This is a genomic window from Pseudomonas sp. GM21 (assembly GCF_000282215.1).
Lineage (GTDB): Bacteria > Pseudomonadota > Gammaproteobacteria > Pseudomonadales > Pseudomonadaceae > Aquipseudomonas.
Map to the genome: position 1 here is coordinate 17,832 of NZ_AKJS01000089.1, position 14,831 is coordinate 32,662.

Annotated in this window: 15 protein-coding genes and 1 pseudogene; 9 read left to right on the forward strand and 7 right to left on the reverse strand. The window is 58.5% G+C overall.

Annotation, left to right across the window (positions count from 1 at the left end; genetic code table 11):
- Positions 1 to 50: 50 nt before the first annotated feature.
- Positions 51 to 914 carry a DUF6279 family lipoprotein gene (locus tag PMI22_RS14430; protein ID WP_007946009.1) on the forward strand — a complete coding sequence of 288 codons (864 nt, stop codon included), beginning with the start codon at positions 51 to 53 and terminating at the stop codon, positions 912 to 914.
- Positions 915 to 1,044: 130 nt separating this feature from the next.
- On the opposite strand, the gene PMI22_RS14425 is transcribed toward PMI22_RS14430, so the two are convergent.
- Positions 1,045 to 1,434, reverse strand: a complete 390-nt coding sequence (locus tag PMI22_RS14425; protein WP_007946010.1) for a hypothetical protein — start codon at positions 1,432 to 1,434, stop codon at positions 1,045 to 1,047.
- A 178-nt stretch (positions 1,435 to 1,612) separates the two neighbouring features.
- On the opposite strand from PMI22_RS14425, the gene PMI22_RS14420 reads away from it, so the two are divergent.
- Both PMI22_RS14420 and PMI22_RS14415 read left to right on the forward strand, forming a co-directional pair.
- A complete protein-coding gene (locus PMI22_RS14420; protein ID WP_007946011.1) occupies positions 1,613 to 2,347 on the forward strand; it encodes a DUF899 domain-containing protein in 735 nt (244 codons plus the stop codon).
- Positions 2,348 to 2,536: 189 nt separating this feature from the next.
- Positions 2,537 to 2,812: a hypothetical protein gene (locus tag PMI22_RS14415; protein WP_007946012.1), complete on the forward strand. Its 276-nt coding sequence runs from the start codon at positions 2,537 to 2,539 to the stop codon at positions 2,810 to 2,812.
- 64 nt (positions 2,813 to 2,876) lie between these two features.
- Here the strand turns inward: PMI22_RS14415 and PMI22_RS14410 are convergent, their stop codons facing one another.
- Complete coding sequence (locus PMI22_RS14410; RefSeq protein ID WP_007946013.1) at positions 2,877 to 4,223, reverse strand: DEAD/DEAH box helicase; 1,347 nt, start codon at positions 4,221 to 4,223, stop codon at positions 2,877 to 2,879.
- A 192-nt stretch (positions 4,224 to 4,415) separates the two neighbouring features.
- Between PMI22_RS14410 and PMI22_RS14405 the strand changes: the two genes are divergently transcribed.
- Positions 4,416 to 5,717, forward strand: coding sequence for a mechanosensitive ion channel family protein (locus PMI22_RS14405; protein WP_007946014.1), 1,302 nt, complete (start codon positions 4,416 to 4,418; stop codon positions 5,715 to 5,717).
- Positions 5,718 to 5,783: 66 nt separating this feature from the next.
- On the opposite strand, the gene PMI22_RS14400 is transcribed toward PMI22_RS14405, so the two are convergent.
- Positions 5,784 to 6,428 (reverse strand): hydrolase, encoded by a 645-nt coding sequence (locus PMI22_RS14400; RefSeq protein ID WP_007946016.1) that lies wholly within the window; start codon positions 6,426 to 6,428, stop codon positions 5,784 to 5,786.
- Between the two features lie 159 nt (positions 6,429 to 6,587).
- Between PMI22_RS14400 and PMI22_RS14395 the strand changes: the two genes are divergently transcribed.
- The gene (locus tag PMI22_RS14395) at positions 6,588 to 7,475 is read left to right on the forward strand and encodes a LysR family transcriptional regulator (protein WP_007946017.1); all 888 of its coding nucleotides are present in this window, start codon (positions 6,588 to 6,590) and stop codon (positions 7,473 to 7,475) included.
- 20 nt (positions 7,476 to 7,495) lie between these two features.
- On the opposite strand, the gene PMI22_RS14390 is transcribed toward PMI22_RS14395, so the two are convergent.
- The 4 genes from PMI22_RS14390 to PMI22_RS14375 form a co-directional block, all read right to left on the reverse strand.
- Positions 7,496 to 8,008, reverse strand: coding sequence for a MepB family protein (locus tag PMI22_RS14390; protein WP_007946018.1), 513 nt, complete (start codon positions 8,006 to 8,008; stop codon positions 7,496 to 7,498).
- On the reverse strand, positions 8,005 to 8,883 hold the full coding sequence (locus PMI22_RS14385) for a carboxylate/amino acid/amine transporter (protein ID WP_033049263.1): 879 nt from the start codon (positions 8,881 to 8,883) through the stop codon (positions 8,005 to 8,007). Before PMI22_RS14385 ends, PMI22_RS14390 begins: the two co-directional genes overlap by 4 nt.
- A gap of 256 nt (positions 8,884 to 9,139) precedes the next feature.
- On the reverse strand, positions 9,140 to 9,739 hold the full coding sequence (locus PMI22_RS14380) for an FMN-dependent NADH-azoreductase (RefSeq protein WP_007946020.1): 600 nt from the start codon (positions 9,737 to 9,739) through the stop codon (positions 9,140 to 9,142).
- Positions 9,740 to 10,111: 372 nt separating this feature from the next.
- On the reverse strand, positions 10,112 to 10,426 hold the full coding sequence (locus PMI22_RS14375) for a hypothetical protein (protein WP_007946021.1): 315 nt from the start codon (positions 10,424 to 10,426) through the stop codon (positions 10,112 to 10,114).
- A gap of 49 nt (positions 10,427 to 10,475) precedes the next feature.
- Between PMI22_RS14375 and PMI22_RS14370 the strand changes: the two genes are divergently transcribed.
- The 4 genes and pseudogenes from PMI22_RS14370 (at position 10,476) to PMI22_RS14355 (ending at position 14,698) form a co-directional block, all read left to right on the forward strand.
- Positions 10,476 to 11,399 carry a LysR family transcriptional regulator gene (locus PMI22_RS14370; RefSeq protein WP_007946022.1) on the forward strand — a complete coding sequence of 308 codons (924 nt, stop codon included), beginning with the start codon at positions 10,476 to 10,478 and terminating at the stop codon, positions 11,397 to 11,399.
- A gap of 14 nt (positions 11,400 to 11,413) precedes the next feature.
- Positions 11,414 to 12,219: pseudogene (locus tag PMI22_RS14365) on the forward strand (alpha/beta fold hydrolase).
- A gap of 3 nt (positions 12,220 to 12,222) precedes the next feature.
- Positions 12,223 to 12,780 carry a peptidylprolyl isomerase A gene (locus PMI22_RS14360; RefSeq protein ID WP_007946026.1) on the forward strand — a complete coding sequence of 186 codons (558 nt, stop codon included), beginning with the start codon at positions 12,223 to 12,225 and terminating at the stop codon, positions 12,778 to 12,780.
- A gap of 85 nt (positions 12,781 to 12,865) precedes the next feature.
- Positions 12,866 to 14,698 (forward strand): ABC transporter ATP-binding protein, encoded by a 1,833-nt coding sequence (locus tag PMI22_RS14355; RefSeq protein ID WP_007946027.1) that lies wholly within the window; start codon positions 12,866 to 12,868, stop codon positions 14,696 to 14,698.
- Positions 14,699 to 14,831 lie beyond the last annotated feature (133 nt).

Consider the following 14,831-nt stretch of genomic DNA (forward strand, 5'->3'; position numbering starts at 1 on the left):
GGGTTCATCCTGCGTTCACATGAGAACCTACGCTTAGCAAGGATCTGCCCATGTCGCGCTGGTTAATTCGTTTCGCCGCTCTGATAATCCTGAGCCTCGCCCTCGGCGCGTGCAGCCGAGTGGGCCTGGCCTACCGCAACCTCGACGTGATCATTCCGTGGACGCTCAACGACTATCTGGACATGAGCGGCGAGCAGAAAGGCTGGTTCAACGAACGTCTCAAGGAACATCTGGACTGGCATTGCACCACGCAATTGCCGGTCTACCTGGACTGGCTCGACCGCTTGCAAACCATGGTCGAAACCAACCAGGTGACCGATGCCGCGTTACAAGCCCGCACACGGGAAGCCAAAGCCGCCATCGCCCAGACCGCCCGGGAAATCACCCCGTCGGCCGTCGAGTTGTTGCAGGGGCTGGATGACAAGCAAGTCGCGGAAATGAATGATGCCTTCGCCAAGGACCTGCGCAAACGGCAGGAGGAATACCTCAAACCATCCCTCGATCAGCAAATCAAACAGCGTACCGAACGCATGGACAAACGTCTGGATGACTGGCTTGGCCCGCTGAGCCCCGCCCAGCAACAACGGGTGATCGCCTGGTCAAAGGCCTTGGGTGATCAGAACACGCAATGGATCGCCAACCGCGCGCACTGGCAGACGCAATTCAGCGCGGCCGTTGCCCAGCGTCATAGTCCGGATTTCCCACGGCGAATCGAGACACTTCTGGTTAATCGCGAGAGTTTGTGGACACTGGCCTATCGCCAGGCCTACGCCAACACCGAGGCTCAGGCTCGCAGTTTGATCGTGGACCTGATGGCCGAAAGTACGCCGGCCCAGCGTCAGCAGTTGTTAAAGAAAATCGAAGGAGTGCGCAAAGACTTCAACGAGCTGAAGTGCCTGAAGTCAGCCAAATAAAGCTAATCCCTAACACATCTCCCTGTGGGAGCGGGCTTGCTCGCGAAGGTGGAGTGTCAGACAACGATGATGTTGACTGACACTCCACCTTCGCGGGCAAGCCCGCTCCCACATTGGTTTGGGGTGTACTTCAGGCAATCTGCGCTCTCGACGCCACTTCATCAAACGTCACTTCATCCAGCGCATCCTCCTGCTCATCCAGCACCTGCCGCGGATGATCATTACCAGGAATGCTGCTGTCGATCAGGCTCAATAAACTGGAGCCGCGCAGTGTCAAAATGTAATTCGAACCGGTGCCCCCCTGCTCCTCGGGCCGAGGCTCAATGTAGCCTCGCTGCAGCAGCAACTTTTCGTACTCGCCGGCCACTGCTTTCAGGTGATCGAGGTTTTCCGTCTGCTCACCTTCCGCTGTTTTTTCCGCCACGTACTGCTCGGCATAGGGCCGTGGTGTGAAGCTGCTGGCACCGTTTTGTACTTCGTGCAGCAAGCGTTCAATCAAATCCCAGTTATAAGTCGTCATCCTGATTCAGCCTCCAGACCGCGTGATTGAGAGAGCCTTCTCAGGTTGTGACCGAAACCGGGCGCAGCCGTTCAGCCGTGGTTTTGGACACCACCGACCGGCGGTATGTCGAATCTGGCGCAGGCCAAACGACTAGGCTGTGTAAGTCATCTCCCAGCCTCCCGCAGGAGCAATGCCAATGAACATTCAGAATCATCCCGTGGTGTCCCGCGAAGAATGGCTCGCCGCGCGCAAGCAACATCTGGCCCACGAAAAGGCATTCACCAAGGAGCGAGACAAACTCAGTGCCGAACGCCGCGCCCTGCCCTGGGTGAAAATCGAAAAGGACTACCACTTTCAAGGTCCCCACGGCGAACTGAAACTCGCCGACCTGTTTGGCGGCCGCAGCCAATTGGTCATCTACCACTTCATGTTCGCCGAAGGATGGGACGAAGGCTGCCCGGGCTGCTCGTTCCTCTCTGATCACATCGACGGCGCCAACCAACACCTGGCGCACCATGACATCGCCGTCGTGGCGGTTTCCCACGCACCGTTCGCCGAATTCCAGGCCTTCAAGCGGCGCATGGGCTGGAAGTTCGACTGGTTTTCATCAGAAGGCTGCGACTTTAACTACGACTTTGGCGTGACAGCCCGAGCCGAAGACGTCGCCGCTGGCAAAGCCACTTACAACTACGAAAAAACCGACGGCGCCGAAGAGGAACTCCCCGGCCTCAGCGTGTTTTATCGCAACGAAGCCGGCGACATCTTCCATACCTATTCCACCTATGCACGAGGCCTGGACATGCTGGTCGGCGCCTACAACTATCTCGACCTCACGCCCAAGGGCCGTAATGAAGAGGAAATCATGGAGTGGGTAAGGCATCACGATCGTTATGAAGAGAAAGCTGCGGCCAGTTGCTGCCATGGGGGGTAGCCTTCAGAGACCGAGTCGCGGCCATCGCAGGTAAGCCAGCTCCCACATTGGATCTGTGTCGAATACATAATTTCCAAATACCACACACCCAATGTGGGAGCGAACGTCCTCCGTCCAACCCCACTGAACTTTTTCTGCGCTTCAACCCTCAACCGGTTAACCCGCCTTAACCGGAACTGAGGCTCACCTATGAAAACCTTGCTAAAGATCACCCTCGCCGCCACCCTCGCCTGCGCCCTCCCCGTTTGGGCCTGCACCCCCGAGGAAGCCACCGCCAAGCGCGAGCAATTGGCTCAGGAGGTGGCCAAGCTCACCGAGCAGAATCCGGCCAAAGCCAAAGAGATCAACGCCGAGTTGCAAAAGATGGATCTGGGCACGGCCAGCAAGGACTTGCCGGACAAGTGCCAGTTGATCGATCAGCGGTTGAAAGAGTTGGGGACGGCGGACAAGAAAGCCGAAAGCTGACCGCAAATCCCGCACATAAAAAAACCGGACATCCGTCCGGTTTTTTTGGGGTCACGACAACGGCTTAATCAGCCGCCGGCGCTTCCGGCTTGCGACGCTTGAGCGGCGCCATGCCGTCTTTGCTGACCAGCGACAGAGCGTCGGTCTTCGGGCGGTTGGCGATTTTGCGTTTGGTCGGTGCCTTGGCGCCGGATTTTTTCTTGTCGCCTTTGGCGTCGACCTTTTTCTTCTTCACGCCAACGGCTTTACCCGAGGCCTTGACCTTTTTCGGTCCGCCGTAGGTGCCTTTGACTTCCTTGATGGTACGGCGCTCGAAGCTCTGCTTGAGGTAGCGCTCGATGCTCGACATCAGGTTCCAGTCGCCGTGGCAGATCAGCGAGATGGCCAGGCCTTCGTTACCGGCGCGGCCGGTGCGACCGATACGGTGAACGTATTCGTCGCCGCTGCGTGGCATGTCGAAGTTGATCACCAGGTCCAGGCCATCCACGTCCAGGCCGCGTGCGGCGACGTCGGTGGCGACGAGGATTTTCACGCCGCCCTGCTTCAGGCGGTCGATGGCCAGCTTGCGGTCTTTCTGGTCTTTGTCGCCGTGCAGCACGAACGCTTTGTATTCCTGCGCCACCAGGCGACCGTAGATGCGGTCGGCCATGGCCCGGGTGTTGGTGAAAACGATGGCCTTCTGATAGGTCTCGTTGGCCAGCAACCAGTTGAGGATCTGCTCTTTGTGCACGTTGTGGTCAGCGGTGATGATCTGCTGACGGGTGGTCGCGTTCAGGTCACTGACGTTGTTGACCTGCAGGTGCTCAGGGTTGTTCAACACCTTGGCCACCATGTCGCGCAGACCCGAACCACCGGTGGTGGCAGAGAACAGCATGGTCTGCTGGCGGTTGGTGCACTCGGCCACCAGACGCTGCACGTCTTCGGCAAAGCCCATGTCGAGCATGCGGTCGGCTTCGTCGAGCACCAGCACTTCAACTTCTTTCAAGTCGAGGTTGCCAGCGTTCAGTTGCTCGATCATCCGCCCCGGCGTACCGATCAGGATGTCCGGCACCTTGCGCAGCATGGCGGCCTGGACCTTGAAGTCTTCACCGCCAGTGATCAGACCGGACTTGATGAAAGTGAACTGCGCGAAGCGCTCGACTTCCTTGATGGTCTGCTGAGCCAGCTCGCGGGTCGGCAGCAGGATCAGGGTCTTGATGCTGACGCGGACTTTCGCCGGGCCGATCAGACGGTGGAGGATCGGCAAAACGAAAGCAGCGGTTTTGCCGCTACCGGTTTGCGCTGTCACCCGCAGGTCACGCCCTTGGAGCGCCAGCGGAATAGCCGCTGCTTGCACTGGCGTTGGCTCGACAAATTTAAGCTCGGCCACGGCTTTGAGCAGGCGTTCGTGCAGGGCGAATTGGGAAAACACGGGTGCTACCTCGAAGAAATACAAAAAAACAGCTGCATAGGGTAACGGTTTCGAGCGCTCAGGCCGAGTTTCTTTACGAAAACGACGATAAACAGTGGATTTTTGTTGCCTGATTTGTCTTCAAACGTCATCCAAACCGACTTAAATGCTCTAATCGCTCGATCGCGTCCTTCAGGAGAATCGTTTTAGCCCATGGATATCAAACAGCTCTGGCTCAACATTCAAGACCTCTGGGGCACCCTCGATCAGCATCCGCTCCTGCATTCAAGCCTGGCGCTGATGCTGTTGCTGGTGATTGCGCTGGTCCTCGGACGAGTGGCGCGTTACCTCATGCTTCACGCGACCAAAATGCTCGGCCGCCAACCGGCCCTGCACTGGATCAATGATTTTCGGCACAACAAGGTCTTCCATCGCCTGGCGCAGATGACGCCCTCGCTGGTGATCCAGTTCGGCTTGCGCCTGGTGCCGGAGCTGAGCAAGACCAGCCTGAACTTCCTCGGCAATGTGGCGCTGGCGTTCACCATCCTGTTCCTGCTGCTGGCGTTCAGCGCCCTGCTCAGCGCCTTGCTGGACATCTATGCCCGTACCGAACACGCCCGCACCCGCTCGATCAAAGGCTACGTGCAACTGACGAAATTGGTCTTGTATGTGCTGGGGGCGATCATCATCGTCGCCACCCTGATCGACCGCTCGCCACTGTTGCTGCTGTCGGGTCTGGGCGCCATGTCGGCGGTGATCATATTGGTCTACAAAGACACCCTGCTGTCATTCGTGGCCAGCGTGCAATTGACCAGCAACGACATGCTGCGGGTGGGCGACTGGATCGAAGTGCCGCAAGTCGGCGCTGACGGTGATGTGGTCGACATCACGCTGCATACGGTGAAAGTGCAGAACTTCGATAAAACCATCGTCTCGATTCCGACCTGGCGCTTGATGTCCGAGTCGTTCAAGAACTGGCGCGGCATGCAGCAATCCGGCGGTAGACGGATCAAGCGCAGCCTGTTCATCGATGCCAGCGGCGTGCGTTTTATCCGTGATGACGAAGAGCAGAAGTTGTCGCAGGTGCATCTGCTGACCGATTACATCGGTCGCAAGCAGGCCGAACTCAAAGCCTGGAACGAAGCGCAGGGCAATGTGGCGGCCATGTCGGCCAACCGTCGGCGGATGACCAACATCGGCACCTTCCGCGCCTATGCATTGGCGTATTTGAAGAGTCACCCTGAGATTCAACCCGGCATGACCTGCATGGTCCGCCAGATGCAGACCACCGCGCAGGGCATTCCGCTGGAAATCTACTGCTTCACCAGCACCACGGCGTGGGCGGATTACGAGCGGATTCAGGGGGATATTTTTGATTACTTGCTGGCGGTGCTGCCGGAGTTTGGGTTGAGTCTTTATCAGCAGCCGAGTGGTGGGGATTTGCGGGCCGGGTTGTTGCCGGCGATGCTGGGCGCAAGCCACATCATCCCCGACGCCGAAAAACACATCATGTAATACCCCCCTGTAGGAGCGGGCTTTCCCGCTCCTACAGGGGTTTGCATCGTTTCCGAAATTTGCGCCTTACTTGACCTGCCGCTGAGGCGCCTTGTGCACCATGGTGTAGGCGTAATCCACGCCCATGCCATACGCGCCGCTGTGTTCCAGCACCAACTCCATCACCGCTTCGTAAGTGTCTTTGTGTGCCCAGTCACGTTGGTACTCAAGCAGCACCTGTTGCCAGGTCACCGGCACCGCACCCGCTTGAATCATCCGCTGCACCGACATGTCGTGCGCTTCCTTGGTGGTACCGCCAGAGGCGTCCGTGACGATGTACACCTCGTAACCTTCAGCCAACGCTTCCAGTGCCGGGAAGGTCAGGCAGACCTCGGTCCACAGCGCGGCAATGATCAGTTTTTTGCGGCCGGTGGCTTTCACCGCGTCTACCAGCGCCTTGTCTTCCCACGAGTTCATCGAGGTACGCTCGATCGGCTTTTGCTCCGGGTGAACCGCCAGCAGCTCGGGCCAGATGTAACCGCTGAAGCTTTCGGTTTCCACCGAGGTGTAAATGGTCGGCACGTTGAAAATCTTCGCGGCCTTGGCCAGGCCTACCGTGTTGTTCTTCAGCGTCTGACGGTCGATCGACTGCACGCCGAACGCCATTTGTGGCTGGTGGTCGATCAGGATCAGGGCGGAATTGTTTGGGTTGAGCAGTTCACGGATAGACATGGCGCGTTCCTTTTGATGTCGATTTTCAAAGTGAGTAAGGGGTGAGTCGACGTTGCCTTCAGCGGCGTTGTCGTCGGCTTGGATGTCACTTTAGGGGCTGGCACAAAAAGGGACAATCCTCTAAAATCGAGAATCATTGATTCCAAAAAAGGGACAATCATGGACCGCATCGAATGCATGCGCGCCTTTGTCGTCACGGTCGGCGAAAACGGCTTCGCCGCCGCTGCACGGGCAATGGATGTGCCACGATCAAAAGTCAGCAAACAGATTCAGGCGCTGGAGGACGCAATTGGCGTGCAGTTGCTGCAGCGCACCACTCGCAGCCTGCACCTGACCGAGGCAGGCGCCGAATACTTCGACGCGGCACGCGAAGTGCTGGCTTCGCTGGACGAAGCCGAACAGCGAGCGCGTGAGGGCATCGGTGAATTGCGCGGGGTGTTGCGAGTCAATGCGCCGATGTCCTTTGGCTTGCGCCGACTGGGGCCATTGATCCCGCTGTTTCATGAACAGCACCCGAACATCGAGCTGCAACTGGTGCTCAGTGACCAACAGGTGGACCCGGTGCGCGGTGGTTTCGACGTGACCATCCGCATCGCCAGCCTGCCGGACTCGACGATGATTGCCCGGCAACTGGCGCCGGCCCCGCGAATTCTGGTGGCGTCCCCGGCCTATCTGGCGCGCGCTGGCACACCGCAAACCCCGCAAGACTTGCGCGCGCATCAGTGCCTCAATTACGGGTACTTGCAAAGCGGCGTCAGCCTGCAACTGTGCAACGGCCAGGAAACCCAGCGGGTCAACGTGACAGGCCCCTTGCATGCCAACAACGGCGACTTGCTCGCTCAGGCCGCCGAAGCTGGCATGGGCATCGCCCTGCTGCCTGACTTCATTGTCGAGGATGCGCTGACGGCAGGCCGCCTGGTGCCATTGATGTGTGAATGGCAGGCGCCCGCGATCACCATTAACGCGGTGTACCCTTCCGCACGTCGGGTCCCGCAGAAGACCCGCACGTTTATTGAGTTTTTGGTGGCGCAGTTGGCAGAGAAATAACGCTCATCCCTTGTAGGAGTCTATTTTCCGAAGAGTCGGCGCACCTGATCCGCATCGGCGCTACCGTTCTGTTCAAGCGCGAGGAAATACTTCAGCTGCCATTGCTGCGTCCTGATCGCCTGTTTTGCGACAGGTCTGACCCACGGTGGATAAACACGAATCGCACGCTTGCCACCGACACCGTCAATCGACATGACCCCTTTGGCGGCCAGTATCTTTTGATCGAACACAAACTGCCCGCGGTGCGTGTCATCAGCAACACTCACCACCACAAAGGCAATGCCATCGCCGGTGTCGAATGGTGCAATCTCGCTGACCGACGTCGGTCGCTTCCATAGCGTAACGAACTGGCCAATCTTGGTCGGCGTGGTCTTCGCCACACGGAAGACCACCTCATGGTCATCGAGGCCAAGGCGGCAGGCTTCGTACTCGGCACTCTCCGGTTCGCGTTGAGCCTCCTGGGTCAATGTCATGCCTGCTGGTTTGTACACCTGCTCGATGGCGGTGATCAGTTCTTGCGGAAGGTCCGTCATCGTCGTTCCTGCACCGGCTGAATGTCTCGTCTGATGCCCAACCGACTAACCCACACCGCCATCAAAATCACCGACCCACCGAGGAACAATCGCCCCAGTTCCTCATGCTGATTCCAGATCAGCAGATTGATCAGCAAGCCCACGGGCACATGCAGGTTGTTCATCACCGCCAGCGTCCCGCCATTGACCATGCAAGCGCCCTTGTTCCACCAATACAAACCCAGCGCCGTCGAAACCAACCCGAGAAACACCAACACGCCCCATTGCAGCGGCGCTTCGGGCAGGAAATTCTGTTTGCCGAACAGCAGAAACGCCGGCAAGGCCACCGCCAATGCCCCCAGATAGAAGTAACCGAATCGGCGGTAGTGCGGCAGATCGCTCGGATGGCGCGCCACCAGATGCTTATAAAGCACCTGCCCGGCGGCGTAGGTGAAGTTGGCGAGTTGCAGCAGCAGGAACCCCATGAAGAAATCCGGGTTGATCCGGTCGTAGCGAATCACTGCCGCCCCCATCACCGCCACCACCGCAGCAATCAATGCCCACGGATTGAAACGCCGGTTCAGCGCATCTTCGATCAGGGTCACGTGCAACGGCGTGAGGATGGTGAACAACAAGACTTCCGGCACTGTCAGCACGCGGAAGCTCAGGTACAGGCACACGTACGTCACACCGAACTGCAACGCGCCGATCAGGAGCATGCCGCGCATGAACGCAGGCTCCACCGAACGCCAGCGCGTCAGCGGAATGAACACCAGCCCCGCCAGCACTACGCGCACCAGTACCGCAAAGTAACTGTCGACATGACCGGCCAGGTATTCGCCGATCAAACTGAAGGAAAACGCCTGGATCAGCGTGACAAAAAGTAGATAGCCCATGCTCGCCTCGTTTTGAATGGCGGCGACGATAGCGGGTTTTACTTGTAATCGCGAACGCTCAGCCATCACCTGCTCCCACAGGGGGATGTGTATGTCAGCCAAATCCCAGGCAAAAAAAACCCGATCTCGCTAAGCGTTCAATCGGGCAAGAGCACTCAGGAGCAATAAGTGCAAAGGGAGGTTCGATGCGCGTAAAGCCTTGAAGGGGTTGCGCCAGGTCACTTGAACATCAAGGGATTATCTGGCGATTAAAGCCTCATGCCACCTGGGAAAGCTTGGCGTTGGCCTGGTTCAGGCCCTTCTCGTGGAAGTCGCCGCCCAGGTTCATGCCTTCGGCGTGAATAAAGGTCACGTCGTGGATACCGATGAACGCCATGACCTGACGCAAGTACGGTTCCTGGTGATCCGCTGTGCTGCCGGCGTAGATTCCGCCGCGAGCAGTCAGCACGTAGGCACGCTTGCCGCTGAGCAGACCTTGCGGACCCGTGTCGGTGTATTTGAAAGTCACGCCTGCACGCAGCACATGGTCGAGCCAGGCTTTAAGTGTGCTGGGGATAGCGAAGTTGTACATCGGCGCAGCCATGACCAGCACGTCGGCGGCCAGCAATTCGTCGGTCAACTGGTTGGAGCGTTCCAGCGAAGACTCCTCGATGTCGCTGCGCTGCCCGGCAGGTTTCATCCAGCCGCCCAGCAGGTTGATGTCCAGGTGCGGCACCGGGCTGACGGCCAGATCACGAACGGTGATCTGATCGCCTGGATGAGCCGTTTTCCACTGGTTGATGAAGGTCTGGGTCAGTTGACGGGAAACCGAGTCTTGCTGACGGGCGCTGCTTTCGATGATCAGAACGCGTGACATGGGATGTAGGCTCCATCTGAGAATGCTGTAAGGCGATGGAGTGAAGGTTAAACAGAGTCATATCGATGAAAAAGCGCAAATAACTGCTACAACCCATCAATAAATTCGTTTATAAGCTGAGCATACCCGTGTAGGAGCGGGCTTGCCCCAAGGCCGATCAGTTAAGCCATCACACGACCCGTAGCAGCTGGCGAAGCCTGCGTTCGGCTGCGCAGCAGTCGTTAAATCAGGCGATGCTGTGTTTCAGAAAGACCGCCAACACAGGTTTTACGACTGCTGCGCAGCCGAACGCAGGCTTCGCCAGCTGCTACGGACAAAGTTATGGCTTAACTGATCGGCATTAGGGCAAGCCCGCTCCCACAGGTGCTGAAGTCATTTGGGCGTGCACGTTAGCTCGATACGCAGCTTGATAATGCCGCGGGTGAACTTGGCGGTGGCATCTTTGTGTTTTCCCGCCGGCACATCGATCTTGCGAGTACGCGGTGCTTCCGGGCCGTTGCTGAAAACCGCTTTGCAGGTCGCATCAACGTCGCCGTAGTTCGCCACCCGGATGGAGCCCATGTCGTTATCCGTGTCATAGGTGGTGTAGTCGATCTTCAAGCCATTGAGTTTTTTCTGCACATCAATCGGATACGCAAACGCCGTCAGCGGCAGCACCGCCAGCAGCACACAAAAAAGTTTTTTCATCCAGCAGTCTCCATAAAGGGCTGCCAGCTTAGGACAAGAGGAGCCATTCATGAAAGCGCCCCGCGTGACCCTTGATCAATGGCGAACGTTGCAGGCCGTGGTCGACCACGGTGGTTTCGCCCAGGCCGCCGAAGCGCTGCATCGCTCGCAATCGTCGGTGAGCTACACCGTGGCACGCATGCAGGACCAACTCGGTGTGCCGCTGTTGCGCATCGACGGGCGCAAAGCCGTGTTGACCGAAGCCGGTGGCGTGTTGCTGCGTCGTTCGCGGCAACTGGTGAAACAGGCCAGTCAGCTGGAAGACCTGGCCCATCACATGGAACAGGGTTGGGAAGCCGAAGTGCGGCTGGTGGTCGACGCGGCATACCCTAGCGCCCGCCTCGTCCGTGCCTTGACCGCGTTCATGCCGCAAAGCCGCGGCTGCCGGGTTCGTTTGCGCGAAGAGGTGCTGTCGGGGGTAGAAGAAGTCCTGCTCGAAGGCGTGGCAGACCTGGCGATCACCGGGTTCAGCATTCCAGGTTATTTGGGGGCGGAATTGAGCGATGTCGAATTCGTCGCAGTCGCCCACCCCGAACATGCGCTGCACCGCCTCAACCGTGAGTTGAATTTCCAGGACCTGGAAAGCCAGATGCAAGTGGTGATCCGTGACTCCGGGCGCCAGCAGCCGCGTGATGTCGGCTGGCTTGGGGCCGAACAGCGCTGGACCGTCGGCAGCCTGGCCACCGCCGCGACATTTGTCAGCAGCGGCCTGGGTTTCGCTTGGCTGCCCCGGCACATGATTGAACGGGAACTCATGGAAGGTACGCTCAAGCTGCTACCGTTGGATCAGGGCGGCAGTCGTAACCCGAGTTTTTACCTGTATTCAAATAAGGACAAACCCCTGGGACCTGCGACGCAGATTCTCATTGAACTGCTGCGCACCTTCGACACCGCACCGCTGGACGCGCCTTTCGCCGCCCCTGAACAAGCCTGACAAGGAGTGAATGCATGGCCTATTTCGAACATGAAGGCTGCAATCTGCACTACGAGGAATACGGCCATGGTACGCCGTTGCTACTGGTCCACGGTTTAGGGTCCAGCACGCTGGACTGGGAAATGCAGATCCCGGCACTGTCCGCGCGCTACCGGGTGATCGTCCCGGATGTACGTGGCCACGGTCGTTCCGACAAACCTCGCGAGCGCTACAGCATCGCCGGCTTCAGCGCCGACGTCGTCGCACTGATCGAGCATTTGAACCTCGGTCCGGTGCACTACGTGGGGCTTTCGATGGGCGGCATGATCGGCTTTCAATTGGCCGTGGATCAACCGCAATTGCTGAAAAGCCTGACCATCGTCAACAGCGCGCCACAGGTCAAATTGCGCAGTCGCGACGATTACTGGCAGTGGTTAAAACGCTGGAGCCTGATGCGCGCCCTCAGCCTGGGCACCATTGGCAAGGCCCTCGGTGGCAAGTTGTTCCCGAATCCGGAACAGGCAGATGTGCGTCAAAAGATGGCCGAGCGCTGGGCAAAAAACGACAAACATGCTTATCTCGCCAGCTTCGATGCCATCGTTGGCTGGGGGGTTCAGGAACGACTTTCGAAGGTCGCCTGTCCAACCCTCATCGTCAGCGCCGACCGTGATTACACACCCGTCGCGCTGAAAGAATCCTATGTAAAACTGCTGCCCGATGCACGGCTGGTGGTGATTGCCGATTCGCGTCACGCCACCCCGCTGGACCAACCCGAACGCTTCAACCAAACACTGCTCGAGTTTCTCACCGCAGTCGACACCACCCCACTCAGGATCACTGACCCATGCTGAAAAAAATCGCCCTCGTCGCCGGCACCGTACTGTTTGCTGCCAACCTGATGGCTGCAACGCCCACCAAGGCACCACACGTATTGCTGGACACTACCAACGGCCAGATTGAAATCGAACTGGACCCGGTCAAGGCGCCGGAGAGCACCAAAAACTTCCTCAAGTACGTAAACAGTGGCTTTTACAACAACACCATTTTCCACCGCGTCATCCCGGGCTTCATGATCCAGGGCGGTGGTTTCACTCAGCAAATGCAGCAAAAGCCGACTGAAGCACCAATCAAGAACGAATCCAAAAACGGTCTGCATAACGTCCGTGGCACGCTGTCCATGGCCCGTACCTCCGATCCGGATTCGGCCACCAGCCAGTTCTTTGTCAACGTCAAGGACAACGACTTCCTCGACCAAGGTGATGGTTACGCCGTGTTCGGCAAAGTCGTGAAAGGCATGGACGTGGTGGATGTCATCGTCAACTCGCCAACCACTAAGCGCAACGGCATGAGCGACGTGCCCGCCGATCCTGTGTACATCAAGTCGGCCAAAGTCATCGACTAAGCTTCACAGGAAGTCTTGAGCGGCTACCGGCCTGCGGGGCCGCTCACACTGTTCAATGGAGAGCCCGTGCGCGGGCGGAGAACTGATGCTTTATCGCCGTTTTGAAAAACTGATCGACGTATTCCGCGATGCACCAACGGCTGCGCCCCCTGATCGGGTTTTCCCTTTCTATACCTATTACCTGAAGCAGGTCTGGCCGAGTTTCGCCGCCCTGCTGATCGTCGGCCTGTTTGGCGCGCTGATCGAAGTCGCACTGTTCAGTTACCTGAGCCGCATCATCGACCTGGCCCAAGGCACGCCCAACGTCAATTTCTTCAAGGAACACGGCATCGAACTGGCCTGGATGGCGGTGGTGGCGTTGATCCTGCGCCCGGTGTTCGTCGGCCTGCATGACCTTCTGGTGCACCAGACCCTGAGCCCCAGCATGACCAGCATGATCCGCTGGCAGAACCACAGCTACGTGCTCAAACAGAGCCTCAATTTCTTCCAGAACGACTTCGCCGGGCGCATCGCCCAGCGCATCATGCAAACCGGCAACTCATTGCGCGATTCTGCGGTGCAAGCGGTGGACGCGCTGTGGCACGTGCTGATCTACGCGATCAGTTCGCTGGTGTTGTTTGCCGAAGCCGACTGGCGCCTGATGATCCCGCTGCTGAGCTGGATCGCTGCGTACATGGGTGCGCTTTATTACTTCGTGCCACGGGTCAAAGAGCGTTCGGTGGTGTCTTCCGATGCGCGTTCCAAACTGATGGGACGGATCGTCGACGGCTACACCAACATCACCACGCTGAAACTGTTCGCCCATACCAATTTCGAACAGCAATACGCCAAGGAAGCCATTGAAGAACAGACGGTGAAGGCGCAACTGGCTGGCCGGGTGGTCACCAGCATGGACGTGGTCATCACCAGCATGAACGGCTTGCTGATTGTCACCACCACCGGCCTGGCGCTGTGGCTGTGGACGCAGTCGCTGATCTCCGTGGGGGCGATTGCCCTGGCCACGGGCCTGGTGATCCGCATCGTCAACATGTCCGGCTGGATCATGTGGGTGGTCACCGGCATCTTCGAAAACATCGGCATGGTTCAGGACGGCTTGCAGACCATTTCTCAACCGGTCAGCGTGATGGATCAGGACGAGGCCAAACCACTGGCCGTCGCCCGGGGCGAAGTGCGTTTCGAGCACGTCGATTTCCACTACGGCAAGAAGAGCGGGATCATTGGCGACCTCAACCTGAGCATCAAGGCCGGTGAAAAAATCGGCCTGATCGGTCCCTCCGGCGCCGGCAAATCAACCTTGGTCAACCTGCTGTTGCGCTTGTATGACGTGGAGGGAGGGCAAATCCTCATCGACGGTCAGAACATTGCCGAGGTCGGTCAGGAAAGCCTGCGCGAGCGTATCGGCATGATCACTCAGGACACGTCGCTGCTGCACCGCTCGATCCGCGACAATTTGCTGTATGGCAAACCCGATGCCACTGATGCCGAACTCTGGGAAGCGGTGCACAAGGCCCGCGCCGACGAGTTCATCCCGCTGCTCTCGGATGCCGAAGACCGCACGGGATTCGATGCGCACGTGGGTGAGCGCGGGGTGAAACTGTCTGGCGGTCAGCGTCAGCGGATAGCGATTGCCCGCGTGCTGCTCAAGGATGCGCCGATTTTGATCATGGACGAGGCGACGTCCGCCCTCGATTCGGAAGTGGAAGCGGCCATCCAGGAAAGCCTGGAAACCCTGATGCAGGGCAAAACCGTGATCGCCATCGCCCACCGTCTCTCGACCATTGCCCAGATGGATCGTCTGGTGGTGCTGGAAAACGGCAGGATCGCCGAAACCGGCACCCACGCCGAACTGCTGGCCCATGGCGGGTTGTATGCACGGTTGTGGCAGCACCAGACCGGGGGTTTTGTCGGGATCGATTAATTCAAAATCCCCCCTATCCCCTGTCTGATCGTTCCCACGCTCTGCGTGGGAACGCAGCCCGGGACGCTCTGCGTCCCAAAAGCGGACGCAGAGCGTCTATTGAGGCATTCCCACGCAGAGCGTGGGAACGATC